Source organism: Marichromatium sp. PS1 (assembly GCF_041155115.1).
In the GTDB taxonomy this organism is placed as follows: domain Bacteria; phylum Pseudomonadota; class Gammaproteobacteria; order Chromatiales; family Chromatiaceae; genus Marichromatium; species Marichromatium gracile.
On the sequence record NZ_BAAFHB010000004.1, the window covers coordinates 701,900 to 718,581 of the forward strand.

Below are 16,682 nucleotides of genomic sequence, written 5' to 3' on the forward strand. Positions count from 1 at the left end.
TCCTCCCTAGCTCGACTGCGCGCCCTCGCGCTGCTGCAACTCCCACATCGCCGCGTACTGGCCGCCGGCGGCGAGCAACTGCTGGTGGGTCCCCTGCTCGCGGATACGCCCGGCCTCCATCACCAGGATGCGGTCGGCCTCGACCACCGTCGAGAGACGGTGCGCGATCACCAGGGTGGTGTGGTTCTCGGCGACCTCGGCCAGGGTCTGCTGGATGGCCTGCTCGGTGTGGCTGTCGAGCGACGAGGTGGCCTCGTCGAAGACCAGGATGCGCGGGCGCTTGAGGATGGTGCGGGCGATCGCCACGCGCTGCTTCTCGCCGCCGGAGAGCTTGAGCCCGCGCTCGCCGACCACCGTCTCCCAACCATCGGGCAGCGACTCGATGAAGTCGCGAATGTGCGCCATCTCGGCGGCCTGCTCGATCTCGGCGCGGCTCGCCCCGGGGCGACCGTAGGCGAGATTGTAATAGATGCTCTCGTTGAACAGCACGGTGTCCTGCGGGACGATGCCGATGGCCGCGCGCAGGCTGTCCTGGGAGACGGCGCGGATGTCCTGACCATCGATCAGCACCCGCCCGCCGATCGGATCGTAGAAGCGAAACAGCAACCGCGACAGCGTCGACTTGCCCGCGCCGCTGTGCCCGACCACCGCCACCGTCTGCCCGGCGGGGATGGTGAAGTCGACATCGCGGAGGATGGCGCGCTCGGGCTGGTAGTGGAAATCGACGTGCTCGAAGCGCACCTCGCCGGTGCGCAGCGCCAGCGCCGGGGCGCCCGGGGCGTCCTCGATCTCGGGCTCGCGTTCGAGCAGCTTGAACACCAGATCCATGTCGGCCAGCGCGTACTTGATCTGGCGATAGACGATGCCGAGCATGCCGAGCGGGATGAACAGCTGCAGCAACAAGGCGTTGACCAGCACCAGATCGCCGATGCTCATGCTGCCGTCGACCACCCCGCGGGCGGCGAGGATCATGATCAGGGTGACGCCGACGGAGATGATCGCCCCCTGGCCGAAGTTGAGCACCGACATCGAGTTCTGGCTGCGTACCGCCAACCCCTCCCAGGCGTCGAGGGTGGCGTCGTAGCGTTCCAGCTCCAGGCGCTCGTTGCCGAAGTACTTCACCGTCTCGTAGTTCATCAGGCTGTCGAAGGCCTGACTGTTGCCCTGCGAGTCGAAGCGGTTCATCTGGCGGCGGTAGTCCATCCGCCACTCGGTGATGGCGAAGGTGAAGACGAAATAGACCGCCACCGTGGCGAAGGTCACCAGGGTGAAGCTCAGCGCGTACTGCCCGAGCAGCACCACCGCGATCAGCAGGAACTCGACCACCACCGGCAGCACGCTGAACACCACATAGTTGAGGATGGTCGAGACCGAGCGGGTGCCGCGCTCCAGATCGCGGCTGATCGCCCCGCTCTGGCGCCCCAGGTGGTAGCGCAGCGAGAGCCGGTGCAGGTGGGTCAGCACCCGCGTCGAGAGCCGACGCATGGCGCGATAGCGCACCCGCGCGAAGACCACGTCGCGCAACTCGTTGAACAGCGAGGACGAGAGCTTGAGCGCACCATAGCCGAGCAGCAGCGTCAGCGGCAGCACCAGCGCCTGGGTCTCGGGGTGCTCGAAGGCATCGACGATCTCCTTGAGCAGCATCGGCACCCCGACGTTGGCCACCTTCGCCAGCACCAGACAGCCGATGGCCAGCGCCGCGCGCCCCCGAAACTCCCAGAGGAAGGGCAACATCGCCCGCAGATTGTGCCAGTCACGGCGGTCGCCGTGGATGCGCTCAGTGGCGGAGATTCGTTTCATGGGCATGGCTTGAGCCGGCGCGCCGGCTTGGCTGGAGGTGGAACAACGGACGTCGTGGCGCACCACGCCGGGGCACGAGACCCCGACCGGCACGTCCGGCGTTCAGGGGAAGCAATTATGCGGCCAAGTAGGGGAAGGACTCCAGCATGGATGAAAATAAAATCGAGAGGAGCCAGGGCGGCTCAATCACATAAAGCAAAAAAAGTTATGACCGATGCATTCTTTCAACTAAGTAATGAAGACCAAGCAAAGTAACTACTAGCAAACTGGAAATCATCCAAAAATAAACAGCCCAAGCAAAAACCTTAAAAAAACAATACAAATAACCATGAAAATGGGCAGAAACATTGAGATAAACCAAACCAAAAACATACAAAGCAATCGAAATTATTGCGCAATAGCCAAAAATAACCGCTAAAAACCGCCTCCGAGTCAAAGCCTCGATCTCTACAGCCCCATGCCGAAAAACCTTTAATGTAAGCGGCCTACCTTTCATCACCGAATCTAAATTCTCACTCTCAAAGCTTGAAACCGCAGCAAGAGATGCAATATAAAAACCAACAAGAACACCCATCAAAGAGTTAACCCCCTCAACCAATCCTTTTTTATCAAAGCTAAAAAAATCAGAACCCCAAATAAAATAGCCAAAAAAAAACAAAAAAGAGAACAAGACCAGGATAAATCCATTGATACCAAAATATATCAGGGCTCTTCAGCCGCAAAAAAGCAAAAACAGCAAAAATCTTGAGATGCTTTCGAAAAGCCATGTCAACCACTCAGCGAAGCGGTTAAATCAATCATTTTATCAATTACATCAAAACGAAAATCATCGCATCGCGAAGTAAGCGAGCAATCAAAGCCTTCAATTAACTCACTTTGAATAAATGCTTGCTCAAGCATTACCTCCTCCCCCCCTTCAAGCTCGGCACGCTTAACCGCACCATCAGGGGACTTAATTCTTACAAAAAACTTTCCACTATCTACATCACCAAAAAAATTCCCAGCCTGCGCAAAGGCTCTCCGAAAAACATTTTTAGCTTGATCCTCGTCAACCGAACGCCCCACCATAAATCGAGTCTTATAAACCTCTTTCGTAATGAAATTATCTTCATCCAACCCGCCACTTTCACTTTTATAGCCAACAAACTCAATATCCTCAAGCCGGTAGTGCCCTGACCGATAGGTTTCGATAAGATCAGAATCCATTTCTTTAAGGTTGAAGAAAATGTATCTGACATGTCCGCAGTGTCACTCCAACCATGTGACCAAAAATGGATTCAACCGGCTGAAAAAGCAGTTATACAAGTGTCAAGATTGCGGTCGCCAGTTCGTTATCCATCCTGCCAAGGGGCAGGTTTCTCAGGAAACCCGCGAACTGATCGATCGGTTGCTGCTGGAAAAAATCTCCCTGGCCGGAATTGCCCGTGCGGTGAAGGTCTCCGAGGCTTGGCTGCAGAACTACGTGAACGAGAAGTACAAGAAGGTTCCTCGTCAGGTCGCGCTAAAAAAAAACACCACATCCTACGGAGTAATCCTGGAGTGCGACGAACTGTGGTCCTTTGTCGGAAAACGCCTGAACAAACAATGGATCTGGCTCGCTATGGATCGCCTGACCCGGCGTATCGTCGGGGTCCATGTTGGCGATCGTACGGAGCGCTCCGCACAGGCTCTGTGGGATTCCATCCCAGCGCAATATCAGACTTCCGCTCCCGTCTACACAGATTTTTGGAGCGCCTATGCGCGGATCATCCCGGCACACCGACATTATCCCAGTGCGAAGTCACAAGGGGAAACCAACCATATCGAACGGTTTAACGGTACACTCCGGCAGCGTATCTCCCGCTTGGTGAGAAAGTCGCTCGCGTTCTCGAAGAACCAGGAAAACCATCTTGGTGCACTCTGGAACTTCATTCATCACTACAACGCCAAGATGTGCGTGTGATTCATTGTGGGAAGCCAAACACATCGAGAGATTCAAAACCCTATCGGTCAGGGCACTACCCTCAAGCCGACCTTCTCGCAAAGCATCCTTTATTTTTTTAGACTGACACCCATCGATATCACAAACCGCCCTAACCATTCTTTTCCCACCGGCACCAGAAACGACCTCTTTCTTATAACTTTCATCATTGCAAACCCAATTCAAATAATCTCTTAAAGAGGAAACGTAAACACCCGGAACCCTCTCTATTAATATAACATGCCGACCCACCTCATCCGGCTCTTTTTTAATCAAAACATGAGAAGTATAAATGCCGCCCTCATCTTCTTCTTTATACACATCCCGAGACTTTAGACTTGAAAAATTAACTAAAGAAAAATCGGATACCTTTTTATTTGCTATGTTTACAAGAAGACAGTAAAAATCACGATAACTACAAACCTTCTCACACCACATTATTCGCGATCCACAAGAATATTCACGAACAAAATTACCGCCACTAAATCTTCTATAGAAAAAAGAAATAAGGTCACTCACAACAAAAACAGAATCAGAAGCTTTTCCAGCACGGTTTCTAATGCAAAAACTACCAATAAAAACAAAACGAAAAACCGATGAAATAGACATAAAAACCTGTTGACTATGAAATATCAGAAGAAAATTTCTAAACTAAAAGATATAATCACAAAAAGATTTTCGGTAGTGCCCTGACCGATAGGTTTCGATAAGATCAGAATCCATTTCTTTAAGGTTGAAGAAAATGTATCTGACATGTCCGCAGTGTCACTCCAACCATGTGACCAAAAATGGATTCAACCGGCTGAAAAAGCAGTTATACAAGTGTCAAGATTGCGGTCGCCAGTTCGTTATCCATCCTGCCAAGGGGCAGGTTTCTCAGGAAACCCGCGAACTGATCGATCGGTTGCTGCTGGAAAAAATCTCCCTGGCCGGAATTGCCCGTGCGGTGAAGGTCTCCGAGGCTTGGCTGCAGAACTACGTGAACGAGAAGTACAAGAAGGTTCCTCGTCAGGTCGCGCTAAAAAAAAACACCACATCCTACGGAGTAATCCTGGAGTGCGACGAACTGTGGTCCTTTGTCGGAAAACGCCTGAACAAACAATGGATCTGGCTCGCTATGGATCGCCTGACCCGGCGTATCGTCGGGGTCCATGTTGGCGATCGTACGGAGCGCTCCGCACAGGCTCTGTGGGATTCCATCCCAGCGCAATATCAGACTTCCGCTCCCGTCTACACAGATTTTTGGAGCGCCTATGCGCGGATCATCCCGGCACACCGACATTATCCCAGTGCGAAGTCACAAGGGGAAACCAACCATATCGAACGGTTTAACGGTACACTCCGGCAGCGTATCTCCCGCTTGGTGAGAAAGTCGCTCGCGTTCTCGAAGAACCAGGAAAACCATCTTGGTGCACTCTGGAACTTCATTCATCACTACAACGCCAAGATGTGCGTGTGATTCATTGTGGGAAGCCAAACACATCGAGAGATTCAAAACCCTATCGGTCAGGGCACTACCAGATTTTCAATAGCAAGTAATTTACTAAAGTAAACCAAAAATAGAGGCCACACAACGATGTTACACCCAGAACAATCCGGCTGCGCCCTGCACGAGCCGTTCGCGCTTCAGGTGCTGGGTGAGGAGATGGCGCCCGAGTTCCCCGATCGTTGCATCGTGGTGATCGAGCCGACGCCGCAGTGTATCGACGGGGCCTATGTGTTCGCCGAGGTCGAGGGGGTGCGGTGGTTTCGGCAGTACCGGCGCGACGCGGCGGGCGAGCGGTTGGTGGCGCTCAATCCGCGCTATCCCGAGATCCGGCTCGACGGGCTGGAGTGGGCGGTGCTGGGGGTGATCATCCAGCGCAACATCCGCCGTCAGGTCAAGCACTACGACTACAGTCTCGCCACCGATCTCACCGGCCAGTGATGTCCCCTTCTCTCCGCGCGGCGCTGTCGTTGCCGCTGGTGTTGGCGCTGCTGCTCGGCGGCTGTGGTGAGGAGACGTCGTCCCAGGCGCGCGCGGCGCGGCCCGCGCCCAAGGCGCATCTGGTCGCGGCGCTGCAGGTGGCGCCGAGCGCGGTGCCGATCACCCACGAGCGCCCGGGCTCGCTGCGTTATCGTCGGCTGGTGCGGGTGTTCAATCAGGAGGAGGGGCGGATCACCGCGCTCGATCTCTACGAGGGCGACCGGGTCGAGCGCGGTCAGTTGCTGGTGGCGCTCGACGATCGGCTGCTGGAGGCCGAGATCGCCGCGGCGCACGCCACCCTCGAACAGGCCGAACTCGATCTGAAGCGGCTCGAGGACCTGCGCGCGCGCCGCGCCGTCTCCGAGTCGGAGGTGAGCCTCGCGCGCACCGCGCTGCGGGTGGCGCGCGCCGAGCTGGAGCTGCTGGAGACGCGCCGCTCCTTCACCCGGATCGAGGCGCCCTTCGCCGGGGTGATCACCGAGCGGCTGGTCGAACCGGGAGACTTCGTCTCCAAGAACACCCAGTTGCTCGCGCTCGCCGACCCGGACTCGCTGGTCGCCGAGGTCGCCGCCTCCGAGCTGCTGCTGCCGCACCTGGCCGTCGGCGACGCGGCGAGCCTGCGCATCGACGCGCTCGGCGCGCAACGCTTCCCGGCGCGGGTGCTGCGCATCCACCCCAGTCTGGAGCGACGCACCCGCCAGGGCATCGTCGAGCTGGCGCTCGACCCCATCCCCGCCGGGGCGCGCGCCGGGCAGTTCGTGCGCGCGCGGCTCGAGAGCGCGCCGGTCGCGCGGCTGCTGATCCCCTTCAACGCGCTGCGGCGCGATCGCCAGGGCGAGTTCGTCTGGCTGATCGACGCGCAAGGTCGCGCGGCGCGGCGCGCGGTGCGCAGCGGGCTGCAGGTGGAGGACCGGGTGGAGATCCGCGACGGGCTCGCCCCCGGCGAGCGGGTGATCACCCGGGGTTTCCTCGGGCTGCGCGCGGGCAAGGCGGTGGATGTCGTGTCAGACTGAGTGATCCCACCGCCACTGACGACAGCCATGCCTATTGCACCGATGCACATCGAACGTCTCTATCAGGCCGTCGAGCTGGTCAGCGCCAGCCGGTTGCGCGCCAACGCCCCCGCGCTCACCCGGCTGCACAGCTACCCGGCGCTGCTCGGCGCCGCCCAGGCGCCGGCGAGCGACACCACCGAGGCCTTCCTGCGCTGCGCCGCCCTCGCCCACGCCTGGAGCACGCAGGCGCTGCGCCTCGACACCGCCGAGCTGGGCGCGGCGATCGCCGCCTTCGACGCCGCGCGCGCGCCCGAGGCGGTGGTCGGCAGCGGCCTGATCGACCCGGTGGCGGCCTGTCTCGGCTCGCTGGAGAACGCCGCGACCCTGCTCCATCTGGCCAACCCCGCGCGCTTCTCGCTGTGGGACCGCGAGCTGGAGGCGGTGCACCTCGGCGAGCCGCCCTCGGAGTATCACATGGGGCAGGCGCGCAGCTATCTGCGCTTCCTCGCCACGGCGCAGGAGGTGATCGCCCACCCGCTGTTCCTCACCTTCCACCATGCCTTCTGCACCGCCCACCAAGCGCGGTTGCAGCGCCTCGGTATCCCGCCCTACCCGCTCAGCGAGCTGCGGGTGGTGGAGTCGGCCGCCGCCGAGCTGGCCCGCGCCGGGCGCTGAGGGGCGGCGGTGGTCGCGGCGCTGTCGAGCTGGTCGGTGCGCCACCCCATCGGGGTGGTGGCGCTGACGCTCGCGGTGATGGTGCTCGGCGCGCTCTCGCTGAGCCGGCTCAACATCGACCTGTTGCCGCAGATCGTCTACCCCGACGTGCGCGTGCGGGTGCTCGACCCCGGCGTGCCGGCGGAGGTGATGGAGGACGAGTTCACCCGGCAGCTCGAGGAGCAACTGGCGATCACCGAGGGGGCGATCGCCATCCAGTCGCAGACCAGCGAGGGGCGCAGCGCGGTCGATCTCTCCTTCCGCTACGGCACCGACATCGATCAGGCGTTGCAGGACGCCAGCGCCCGACTCGACCGCGCCAAGCGTTTCATCCCCGACACCGACGAGCCGCCGATCATCTACAAGCGCGACCCCTTCCAGTTGCCGGTGGCCGAGTACGTGGTCGGCTCCGACAACCGCGACCCGGTGGCGCTGCGCGCCTGGGTCGACTACCGCCTCGCCCCGGCGCTGCTCAACCTGCCGGGGGTGGCCGCCGCCGAGGTCGGCGGCGGGCTCGAACGCGAGGTGCAGGTGATCGCCGATCAGTACCGTCTCGCCGCGCTCGGGCTGGATGCGCGCGATCTGGAGGCGCGGCTGCGCGAGACCAACCAGGACGTCGCCGGGGGACGGTTGCGGATGCCCGAGGGCGAGATCAGCGCCCGCGCCCAGGGGCGCTTCGAGTCGGTCGCCGAGATCGCCGCGCTGCCGCTGCGTCTCACCGAGGCCGAGCGCCCGACGGCGCTGCTGCGCCTCGACGAGGTGGCGCGGGTGATCGACGGCGCGGCCGAGGAGCGGCTGCGCATCCGGCTCGACGACCGCCCCGGGGTCAAGCTCTCGATCCAGAAACAGCCACTGGCCAACACCGTCGCCGTGGTCGATGCCGTCGACCGGGAACTCGAACGTCTCGCCGCGCAGCGGCGCATCCCCGAGGACATCGCCATCGAGCGCGTCGACGATCAGGCGCGCTACATCCGCCAGTCCCTGGCCAACGCCATCGGCGCGGCGGGCAGCGGCGCGCTGCTGGCGATGGCGGTGGTCTATCTGTTCCTCGGCAGCCTGCGCCGCACCCTGATCATCGGCTCGGCGATCCCGATCGCGGTGCTGGTGACCTTCATCCTGATGGCCGCCAACGGGCTGACCTTCAACATCATGACCCTCGGGGGGCTGGCGCTCGGCATCGGCATGCTGGTCGACAGCACCATCGTGATGCTGGAGAACATCCAGCGCCACCAGCGCGCCGGGCGCGCCCCGGAGGCGGCGGCCGACGCCGCCGCGCGCGAGGTGACCAGCGCGATCGTCGCCTCGACCTCGACCAACCTCGCCGCGGTGCTGCCCTTCCTGTTCATCGGCGGGCTGGTGGGGCTGCTGTTCGAGGAGCTGATCTTCACCATCTCAGCGGCGATCCTCGCCGCCATGGTGGTCGCGCTGACGCTGGTACCGGCGCTCGCCGGGCGCGTCCCGGCGGCCTCAGAGGGGCGCGCGCGCGCGGCCATCGACGCCGCCGTCGCGGCCCTGCAGCAGGGTTACGCGCGGCTGCTCGGGCGGCTGCTCGGCTGGCGCTGGGCGGTGCTCGGGGTGTTCATCGCTGCGCTTGCCGCGAGCCTGCCGTGGCTGCTCGCCGCGCCGCAGAGCTTCCTGCCCGAACTCGACGAGGGCGATGTGCGCATCAGCCTCACCGCCGACGACTGGGTCGACATCGAGCACATGGACGCGCTCACCCGCGCCGTCGAGTCGGTGGTGGCCGAGCAGCCGGGGGTGCGCGCCATCTTCACCACCGTCGGCGGCTTCGTCTTCGGCCGGTCGAGCTTCGAGAGCCCCAACCGCGCGAGCCTCCAGGTGTTGCTCGACCCGCTCGCCGAGCGCGCGCTCGACACCCCCGCCTGGATCGCCGCCACCCGCGCGGCGATCGCCGAACGCGCGCTGCCGGGGCTGCGCGTGAGCCTCTATACCCGCGGTATCCGCGGCATCCGCTTCAACCGCGGTGACGACGACCTCAGCCTGCGCATCCAGGGGCCGGACCTGGCCGAGCTGGGGCGGCTCGCCGACCGGGTGGTCGAGCGGCTGGGCCGTGTCGAGGGGCTGAGCAACCTGCAACACAGCTACGAGGAGGTCGACCAGGAGATCGCCATCCGTCTCGACCCCGAGCGCGCGGCGAGCTTCGGGCTCGATGTCGAATCGGTCGGCACCCTGCTGCGCTATGCGCTCGAGGGGCGGCTGGTGGGCGAGTATCTCGACGGCGACCGCGCCATCGACCTGCGGCTGCGCCTCGATCGCGAGCAGCTCGACACCCCCGGCGATCTGGAGTCGATGATCCTGTTCAGCGCCACCGAACCGCGCCGCGCGCTGCGCCTGGGCGATCTCGCCGAGGTCGCCTTCCTGCCCCAGCCCTCGACCATCCTGCGCGAGCGCCAGCAGCGCATGGTCGAGATCAGCGCCTCGGTCGACCCTGCGCTCGGACTGGAGCGGGCGATCGGCGCGGCGCTGGCCGCCGCCGCCACGATCGAGCTGCCGCCGGGCTACAGCCTCTACGAGGGCGGCACCCTGGAGACCCTGCAACAGGGCCGCGAGATGGGCCGCATCCTGCTCGCCCTAGCGCTGCTGCTGGTGCTGGTGGCGATGGCGGTGCAGTACGAGTCGGTGCGCAACCCGCTGATCATCCTCTTCTCGGTGCCCTTCGCGCTGATCGGGGTGGTGCTGGGGCTGTGGCTCACCGGGCTGGGGGTGTCGATGCCGGTGTGGCTGGGGCTGATCATGCTCGCCGGCATCGTCGTCAACAACGCCATCGTGCTGGTCGAGTTCATCGAGCTGGAGCGGCGCGCCGGACACGCGCTGGAGACGGCGATCCTCGCCGCCGCGCGGCTGCGCCTGCGCCCGATCCTGATGACCACGCTGACCACGGTGGTCGGCATGCTGCCGCTGGCGCTCGCCCTCGGCGAGGGCGCGGAGATGCTCCAGCCGCTGGCGGTGACCATCGTCGCCGGGCTGGCCTTCTCCACCCTGGTCTCGCTGCTGCTGGTGCCGGTGGTCTATCGGCTCGCCGCGCGCGGGTGAACACACCGGGCTTGTCGCCGTGCGTCTCGCAAGGGATGATGTCGTTCAAGGGATTGAGCCTGGACGGGCGGGTCTCCGCCAGGAGTGTGGCTCAGGGTCGCGGAACCGATCCACGCGGACATATCCGGTTCCGGAGTCAAACCACACTATGCACCAGACCGATCCCAGCCAACGCAGCTTCGACACCGACCACGCGATCGAGATCGCCCCGCGGGTCTGGTGGGTGGGACACGTGCTCACCGACGACCCCTTCCAGTGCCACGTCTATCTCATCGAGCAGGGCGACCAGTCGGTACTGCTCGACCCCGGCTCGCGGCTGACCTTCGCCGCCACGCTGCGCAAGATCGAGGAGATCATCCCCTTCTCGGCGATCCGCTACTTCGTCTGTCATCACCAGGACCCCGACATCACCGCCTGTCTGCCGGTGATCGACGAACTCGTCGACCGCCCCGACGCCGTGCTGGTGACCCACTGGCGTTGTAGCGCGCTGTTGCGCCACTACGGCCTGGAGCGGCTGCCCTTCTGGCTGGTCGACGAGCACGACTGGCGGCTCCAGCTGCCCGAGCGCGAGCTGCGCTTCGTGTTCACCCCCTATGCCCATTTCCCCGGCGCCTTCTGCACCTTCGACGCCGAGACCGGGGTGTTGTTCTCCAGCGATCTGTTCGGCGGCTTCACCGAGACACCGGCGCTGATGGCCGAGGACATCGGTTACTTCGAGGCGATGCGCCCCTTCCACGAGCACTACATCCCCAGCCGCGACATCCTCGTCCACGCCCTCGACCAGATCGCCCGTCACCCGGTCAGACTGATCGCCCCGCAGCACGGCTCGATCATCCCCGCGCCGCTGGTCGGGCCGATCATCGAGCAACTGCGCGAACTCGACTGCGGGATCTATCTCTTCGCCGGCGGGGTCGACACCGACATCCGTCGGCTCTCGCGGCTCAACCGGACGCTCGGCGAGATCACCCGCACCATGCTCTACTGCCGCGACTTCCACGACATCGCCGCGCGGCTGCTGGAGGTGGTGCGCCGCAGCCTGCCGGTGGCGCGGATCGATTACTATCTCGAACTCGCCGACGGCGAGGCGCTCGGTCTGGTCGCCGACGGGCAGGAGCAGCAGCGCGCCGAGCAGGTCCCGGCGTGGCTGCGCGCGCTGCTCGGCATCAGCCGCACGCACTGGCTCGGCGACAGCGCCGGGCGCTGTCTGCACGGTCACCCCCTCCACGACGAACGCTTTTGCTGTCACACCGGTGACGAGGGCGCGATGAGCCTGCTGCTGCCGCTGTTCGCCCGCGAGAGCGAGCGGCTGGAGGCGATCGCCCATATCCATCTGGAACACCCGATCGAGATCGGCGCGCACGAGCGCCAGCTCATCGCCCAGCTGACGGTGCCGCTGCAGGTGGTACTCGAGCGCGAGGCGATCTACCGCTCGATCGAGGCCGAGCGCACCCGCACCTACCAGCGCTCGATCCGCGACTCGCTCACCGGGCTGTTCAACCGTTTCTACATGCAGGACATCATCGAGCGTCAGTGCCACGCCCAGGACCGCGGCGGTCCCCAGGTCGTCGCGCTGATGCTCGACCTCGATCACTTCAAGCGGATCAACGACCACCACGGTCATCCCGTCGGCGACGCGCTGCTGCGTCAGGTCGCGACCCTGCTCCACGGCTCCATCCGCGACGGCGACGTGCCGGTGCGCTTCGGCGGCGAGGAGTTCATCCTGTTCCTGATGGATGCCTCGGCCGAGCAGGGACGGACCCTCGCCGAACGGCTGCGCGCACGCATCGCCGCCCACCTGTTCGTCCTCGACGACGGGCTCGAACTCCGTCTGACGGTGAGCATCGGCGGCGCCCTGCGCCGCGCCGGCGAGCCGCTCGACGCCCTGGTCGAGCGCGCCGACAAGGCGCTCTACAGCGCCAAGCAGGCCGGACGCGACCGCGCGGTGTTCGCCGGCTAGCGCCGGCGCGGCTCAGCGCGGCGGCAACGGCGGCGGTGGGGGTGGCGGCGGGGGCGGCGCCATGCCGAGCGGCTCGCGCACATAGGCCGGGAAGTCGGGGTTGACCCACTCGGCCGGCGCCACCTTCTCCGGCGGCAGCGGCAGACGCGAGCTGTAGTCGAGCACCGCGGCCTGCTCGCGCGGACCGAACTGGGCGAGCAGCTTGGTCATCTCCGCATCCGAGTTACGCCGCCGACCGGTGGCGATCGCCTCGAACTGACGCATCAGATAGGGGAAGTGCTGACCGGCGAGCTGGGGCGCGAGACGCTCGACATCGCCCTCGCCCTCGGCGCCGTGACACTCGGCGCACTGCGCCTCGTAGAGCTCGCGCCCGAGATCGAGATCGACCCCCGGGCCCCGGGCGTTGTCGGCGGTCATCGGCAGGGTCGCGACATAGGCGGCGACATCGGCGATGTTCTGCGGCCCACCGAGGATACGCGGCAGCGCGAAGGGATACATCAGCGGGTTGTCGCGATTGCCCGCGCGGATGTCGGCGAGCTGCTTGATGACCACCTCGGGGAGCTGACCGGCGATCTGCGGATAGGCCCCATCGGGACTGCCCCAGCCCTCGGGGCGGTGGCACACGGCACAGGTCAGATAGACCCGACGGCCGTTCTCGATATCGGGCGTGAGCTGGCTGGCCCGGTCGAACTCGGCCTGCGCGAGCGACTTCGGATCCGGCTGCGCCGACGCCAGCGGGGCGACGAGCAGCGCGAGCGCGCACAGGACCGGGCGCGCGAACACTGGCTGGGACATGGCATCTCCTTGCGAGTCATCGACAACGATCGCAGCAACCTAGGGCGCGGAGCCCGTCCCGAGCTTATGGGAGCAGGCTCCGGCTTGGCAAGCCGGGGAGTACACGGAGCGCGCGCGCCGCATGCTCCACCGGGCCAAGTCATCAATATATTGTGGTTGACACCCGAGAAAACGCACATATATTGACACGCCATCCCGCACACCCCACCACGGCCACACCCCCAGATCGGCCGTGGACAGACACCTCACAAGGAGATCTCCATGTCCGCCGACAACACCGCAAGCCCGGATCAGCAGACGCGCGCGCCAGCCGGTCCCCAGGGCGGTCCGACCCCGGGCCGGTTGCAGGTGATCCGGCGCAACGGCAAGGTCACCGGCTTCGACCCGAGCAAGATCGCGGTGGCCATGACCAAGGCCTTCCTCGCCGTCGAGGGCGGTAGCGCCGCCGGCTCGACCCGCGTCCACGAACGCGTCGAGGCGCTCACCGAGCAGGTCGTCGCCGCCCTCACCCGCCGTCTGCCCGGCGGCGGCACGGTGCACATCGAGGACATCCAGGATCAGGTCGAGCTGGCGCTGATGCGCGCCGGCGAGCACCCGGTGGCGCGCGCCTACGTGCTCTATCGCGAGCAGCACGCCCGCGCCCGCGACCAGCGCCGCGAGCCCGTCCCGGCGACGAGCGACACCCGCCCGGCGCTCACCATCACCGGCGACGACGGCAGCCCCCGCCCGCTCGATCTGGCGCGGATGACCCGACTGGTCGACGAGGCCTGTCGCGGACTCGACTGGGTCGACCCCCAGGCGATCGTCGACGAGACCCTGCGCAACCTCTTCGACGGCGTGGCCGAGCGCGACGTGCGCCAGGCGCTGGTGATGGCCGCGCGCACCCAGATCGAGCGCGAGCCCGAGTACAACCAGGTCGCCGCGCGGCTGCTGCTCGACATCCTCCGCCGCGAGGCGCTGGGCGCGCTGGGGCTGGCCGAGGGGGTCGAGACCCAGGCCGACCTCGGCGAGCGCTACGGCGCCTATCTCGCGGCCTATGTGGCACGCGCCATCGAACTCGAACTGCTCGACCCCGAGCTTGCCCGCTTCGACCTCGACCGGTTGGGCGCGGCGCTGCGCCCCGAGCGCGACCTGCAGTTCGGCTATCTCGGGTTGCAGACGCTCTACGACCGCTATTTCATCCGCACCCGCGACGCGGTGCGCCTGGAGCTGCCGCAGGCCTTCTTCATGCGCGTGGCGATGGGGCTGGCGATCAACGAGTCCGATCGCGAGACGCGCGCCATCGAGTTCTACGAGCTGCTGTCGAGCTTCGACTTCATGAGCTCGACCCCGACGCTGTTCAACTCCGCCACCCTGCGCCCGCAGCTGAGTTCGTGCTACCTGACCACGGTGGCCGACGACCTCGACGGCATCTACAGCGCGATCAAGGACAACGCCCTGCTCTCCAAGTTCGCCGGCGGCCTGGGCAACGACTGGAGCCGGGTGCGCGGCATGGGCGCGCACATCAAGGGCACCAACGGCAAGAGCCAGGGCGTGGTGCCCTTCCTCAAGGTCGCCAACGACACCGCCGTTGCGGTCAACCAGGGCGGCAAGCGCAAGGGCGCGGTGTGCGCCTATCTCGAGACCTGGCACATCGACATCGAGGAGTTCCTCGACCTGCGCAAGAACACCGGCGACGACCGCCGCCGCACCCACGACATGAACACCGCCAACTGGGTGCCGGACCTGTTCATGAAGCGGGTGGCCGAGGACGGCCCCTGGACGCTGTTCTCGCCCGACGAGACCCCCGACCTGCACGATCTCAGCGGCGCGGCGTTCGAGCGCGCCTACTGCGACTACGAGGCGCGCGCCGCGCGCGGCGAGCTGCGGGTGAGCAAGACCCTCAGGGCGGTCGATCTGTGGCGCAAGATGCTCGGCATGCTGTTCGAGACCGGTCACCCCTGGATCGCCTTCAAGGACCCCTGCAACCTGCGCTACACCAACCAGCACGCCGGGGTGGTGCACAGCTCCAACCTGTGCACCGAGATCACCCTGCACACCAGCGACGCGGAGATCGCGGTGTGCAACCTCGGCTCGGTCAACCTCGCCGCCCACGTCACCGCCAAGGGGCTCGACCTCGAGCGGCTGCGCCGTACCGTGCGCACCGCCATGCGCATGCTCGACAACGTCATCGACTACAACTTCTACAACGTCCCCCAGGCGCGCGAGGCCAATCGGCGCCACCGCCCGGTGGGGCTCGGCATCATGGGCTTCCAGGACGCGCTCCATCGTCTCGGGCTGTCCTACGCCAGCCCCGAGGCGGTGCAGTTCGCCGATCGCAGCATGGAGGTGCTGAGCTACTACGCGATCGAGGCGAGCTGCGAGCTGGCCGCCGAGCGCGGGCGCTACCCGAGCTTCGAGGGCTCGCTGTGGAGCCGGGGCATCCTGCCGATCGACAGCATCGCCCTGCTCGCCGAATCGCGCGGCGAGTATCTCCAGGTCGACACCACCACCACCCTCGACTGGAACGCGTTGCGCGCGCGGGTGCGCGAGGTCGGGATGCGCAACTCCAACTGTCTGGCGATCGCGCCGACGGCGACCATCAGCAACATCGTCGGGGTCAGTCAGTCGATCGAGCCGACCTACCAGAACCTGTTCGTGAAATCGAACCTCTCGGGCGAGTTCACCGTGGTCAACCCCGAGCTGATCGCCGAACTCAAGGCGCTCGGGCTGTGGGACGAGGTGATGGTCAACGACCTCAAGTACTACGACGGCTCGCTGCAACCGATCGAGCGCATCCCCGAGACGCTCAAGCAGCGCTATGCCACCGCCTTCGAGATCGACCCGCGCTGGCTGATCGAGGCCGCCGCGCGCCGCCAGAAGTGGCTCGATCAGGCACAGAGCCTCAACCTCTACATGGCCGAGCCGAGCGGCAAGAAGCTCGACAACCTCTACAAGCTCGCCTGGGTGCGCGGGCTGAAGACCACCTATTACCTGCGCTCGCAGGGCGCCACCCACGTCGAGAAATCGACCCTCGCCGACAACCAGCGCGCCAACCGCCTGAGCGCGGTCGGCGGCAGCTACGGCACCGCCGAGCAGACGCCACGCGCCTGCGCCATCGACGATCCCGAGTGCGAGGCCTGCCAGTAGCAACCCGCGCGGACGGCGCGGCGGCGCCGTTCGCGCCTACGACTCAAGTCAACGCGAAGCGCTGTGGATTAAGAGACCACTGCTCGATCAATAACGGCCCAGGAGACCACCATGCCCTACGTCAACATCAAGATCACCCGCGAGGGGGCGAGCGCCGAGCAGAAGGCCGAGCTGATCAGCGGGGTCACCGAGCTGCTCGCCCGGGTGCTCGACAAGAACCCGCAGACCACGGTGGTGGTGATCGACGAGGTCGAGACCGACAACTGGGGGATCGGCGGCGAGACGGTGACACGCCGCCGCGCCGAGAGGCGCTGA

The 16,682-nt window shown here is 64.7% G+C and carries 13 protein-coding genes; 9 read left to right on the top strand and 4 right to left on the bottom strand.

Translation table 11 applies throughout. The features are described 5' to 3' along the window. Positions 1–6: 6 nt before the first annotated feature. The 3 genes from ACAM26_RS12140 to ACAM26_RS12150 form a co-directional block, all read right to left on the bottom strand. Positions 7–1,800, bottom strand: coding sequence for an ABC transporter ATP-binding protein/permease (locus ACAM26_RS12140; protein WP_369613764.1), 1,794 nt, complete (start codon positions 1,798–1,800; stop codon positions 7–9). 205 nt (positions 1,801–2,005) lie between these two features. Continuing rightward, a complete protein-coding gene (locus tag ACAM26_RS12145) occupies positions 2,006–2,470 on the bottom strand; it encodes a hypothetical protein (RefSeq protein WP_369613765.1) in 465 nt (154 codons plus the stop codon). Between the two features lie 98 nt (positions 2,471–2,568). Beyond that, positions 2,569–3,006 (bottom strand): hypothetical protein, encoded by a 438-nt coding sequence (locus tag ACAM26_RS12150; protein WP_369613766.1) that lies wholly within the window; start codon positions 3,004–3,006, stop codon positions 2,569–2,571. A gap of 25 nt (positions 3,007–3,031) precedes the next feature. Between ACAM26_RS12150 and ACAM26_RS12155 the strand changes: the two genes are divergently transcribed. The 7 genes from ACAM26_RS12155 (at position 3,032) to ACAM26_RS12185 (ending at position 12,443) form a co-directional block, all read left to right on the top strand. Then, positions 3,032–3,742, top strand: coding sequence for an IS1 family transposase (locus ACAM26_RS12155; protein ID WP_369612975.1), 711 nt, complete (start codon positions 3,032–3,034; stop codon positions 3,740–3,742). A gap of 766 nt (positions 3,743–4,508) precedes the next feature. Next, the gene (locus tag ACAM26_RS12160) at positions 4,509–5,219 is read left to right on the top strand and encodes an IS1 family transposase (RefSeq protein ID WP_369612975.1); all 711 of its coding nucleotides are present in this window, start codon (positions 4,509–4,511) and stop codon (positions 5,217–5,219) included. 117 nt (positions 5,220–5,336) lie between these two features. Continuing rightward, a complete protein-coding gene (locus tag ACAM26_RS12165; RefSeq protein WP_369613767.1) occupies positions 5,337–5,687 on the top strand; it encodes a S24 family peptidase in 351 nt (116 codons plus the stop codon). Next, the gene (locus ACAM26_RS12170) at positions 5,687–6,739 is read left to right on the top strand and encodes an efflux RND transporter periplasmic adaptor subunit (protein WP_369613768.1); all 1,053 of its coding nucleotides are present in this window, start codon (positions 5,687–5,689) and stop codon (positions 6,737–6,739) included. The genes ACAM26_RS12165 and ACAM26_RS12170 overlap by 1 nt, the downstream gene beginning before the upstream one ends. Before the next feature lie 27 nt (positions 6,740–6,766). Further along, positions 6,767–7,396: a hypothetical protein gene (locus tag ACAM26_RS12175; RefSeq protein ID WP_234526269.1), complete on the top strand. Its 630-nt coding sequence runs from the start codon at positions 6,767–6,769 to the stop codon at positions 7,394–7,396. 36 nt (positions 7,397–7,432) lie between these two features. Further along, a complete protein-coding gene (locus tag ACAM26_RS12180) occupies positions 7,433–10,486 on the top strand; it encodes an efflux RND transporter permease subunit (protein WP_369613769.1) in 3,054 nt (1,017 codons plus the stop codon). A 148-nt stretch (positions 10,487–10,634) separates the two neighbouring features. Next, positions 10,635–12,443 (top strand): diguanylate cyclase, encoded by a 1,809-nt coding sequence (locus ACAM26_RS12185; protein WP_369613770.1) that lies wholly within the window; start codon positions 10,635–10,637, stop codon positions 12,441–12,443. Between the two features lie 12 nt (positions 12,444–12,455). On the opposite strand, the gene ACAM26_RS12190 is transcribed toward ACAM26_RS12185, so the two are convergent. Further along, positions 12,456–13,238 carry a c-type cytochrome gene (locus ACAM26_RS12190; protein ID WP_123143082.1) on the bottom strand — a complete coding sequence of 261 codons (783 nt, stop codon included), beginning with the start codon at positions 13,236–13,238 and terminating at the stop codon, positions 12,456–12,458. Positions 13,239–13,499: 261 nt separating this feature from the next. On the opposite strand from ACAM26_RS12190, the gene ACAM26_RS12195 reads away from it, so the two are divergent. Both ACAM26_RS12195 and ACAM26_RS12200 read left to right on the top strand, forming a co-directional pair. Continuing rightward, positions 13,500–16,367 carry a ribonucleoside-diphosphate reductase subunit alpha gene (locus tag ACAM26_RS12195; protein ID WP_369613771.1) on the top strand — a complete coding sequence of 956 codons (2,868 nt, stop codon included), beginning with the start codon at positions 13,500–13,502 and terminating at the stop codon, positions 16,365–16,367. 111 nt (positions 16,368–16,478) lie between these two features. After that, the gene (locus ACAM26_RS12200) at positions 16,479–16,682 is read left to right on the top strand and encodes a 4-oxalocrotonate tautomerase family protein (protein WP_369613772.1); all 204 of its coding nucleotides are present in this window, start codon (positions 16,479–16,481) and stop codon (positions 16,680–16,682) included.

What these genes read in the sequence shown, in the direction of transcription:
- ACAM26_RS12140 (WP_369613764.1), bottom strand. Translation starts at nt 1,800, where the DNA reads ATGAAACGAATCTCCGCCACTGAGCGCATCCACGGCGACCGCCGTGAC.
- ACAM26_RS12175 (WP_234526269.1), top strand. Translation starts at nt 6,767, where the DNA reads ATGCCTATTGCACCGATGCACATCGAACGTCTCTATCAGGCCGTCGAG.
- ACAM26_RS12195 (WP_369613771.1), top strand. Translation starts at nt 13,500, where the DNA reads ATGTCCGCCGACAACACCGCAAGCCCGGATCAGCAGACGCGCGCGCCA.
- ACAM26_RS12200 (WP_369613772.1), top strand. Translation starts at nt 16,479, where the DNA reads ATGCCCTACGTCAACATCAAGATCACCCGCGAGGGGGCGAGCGCCGAG.
- ACAM26_RS12165 (WP_369613767.1), top strand. Translation starts at nt 5,337, where the DNA reads ATGTTACACCCAGAACAATCCGGCTGCGCCCTGCACGAGCCGTTCGCG.
- ACAM26_RS12150 (WP_369613766.1), bottom strand. Translation starts at nt 3,006, where the DNA reads ATGGATTCTGATCTTATCGAAACCTATCGGTCAGGGCACTACCGGCTT.
- ACAM26_RS12185 (WP_369613770.1), top strand. Translation starts at nt 10,635, where the DNA reads ATGCACCAGACCGATCCCAGCCAACGCAGCTTCGACACCGACCACGCG.
- ACAM26_RS12190 (WP_123143082.1), bottom strand. Translation starts at nt 13,238, where the DNA reads ATGTCCCAGCCAGTGTTCGCGCGCCCGGTCCTGTGCGCGCTCGCGCTG.
- ACAM26_RS12170 (WP_369613768.1), top strand. Translation starts at nt 5,687, where the DNA reads ATGTCCCCTTCTCTCCGCGCGGCGCTGTCGTTGCCGCTGGTGTTGGCG.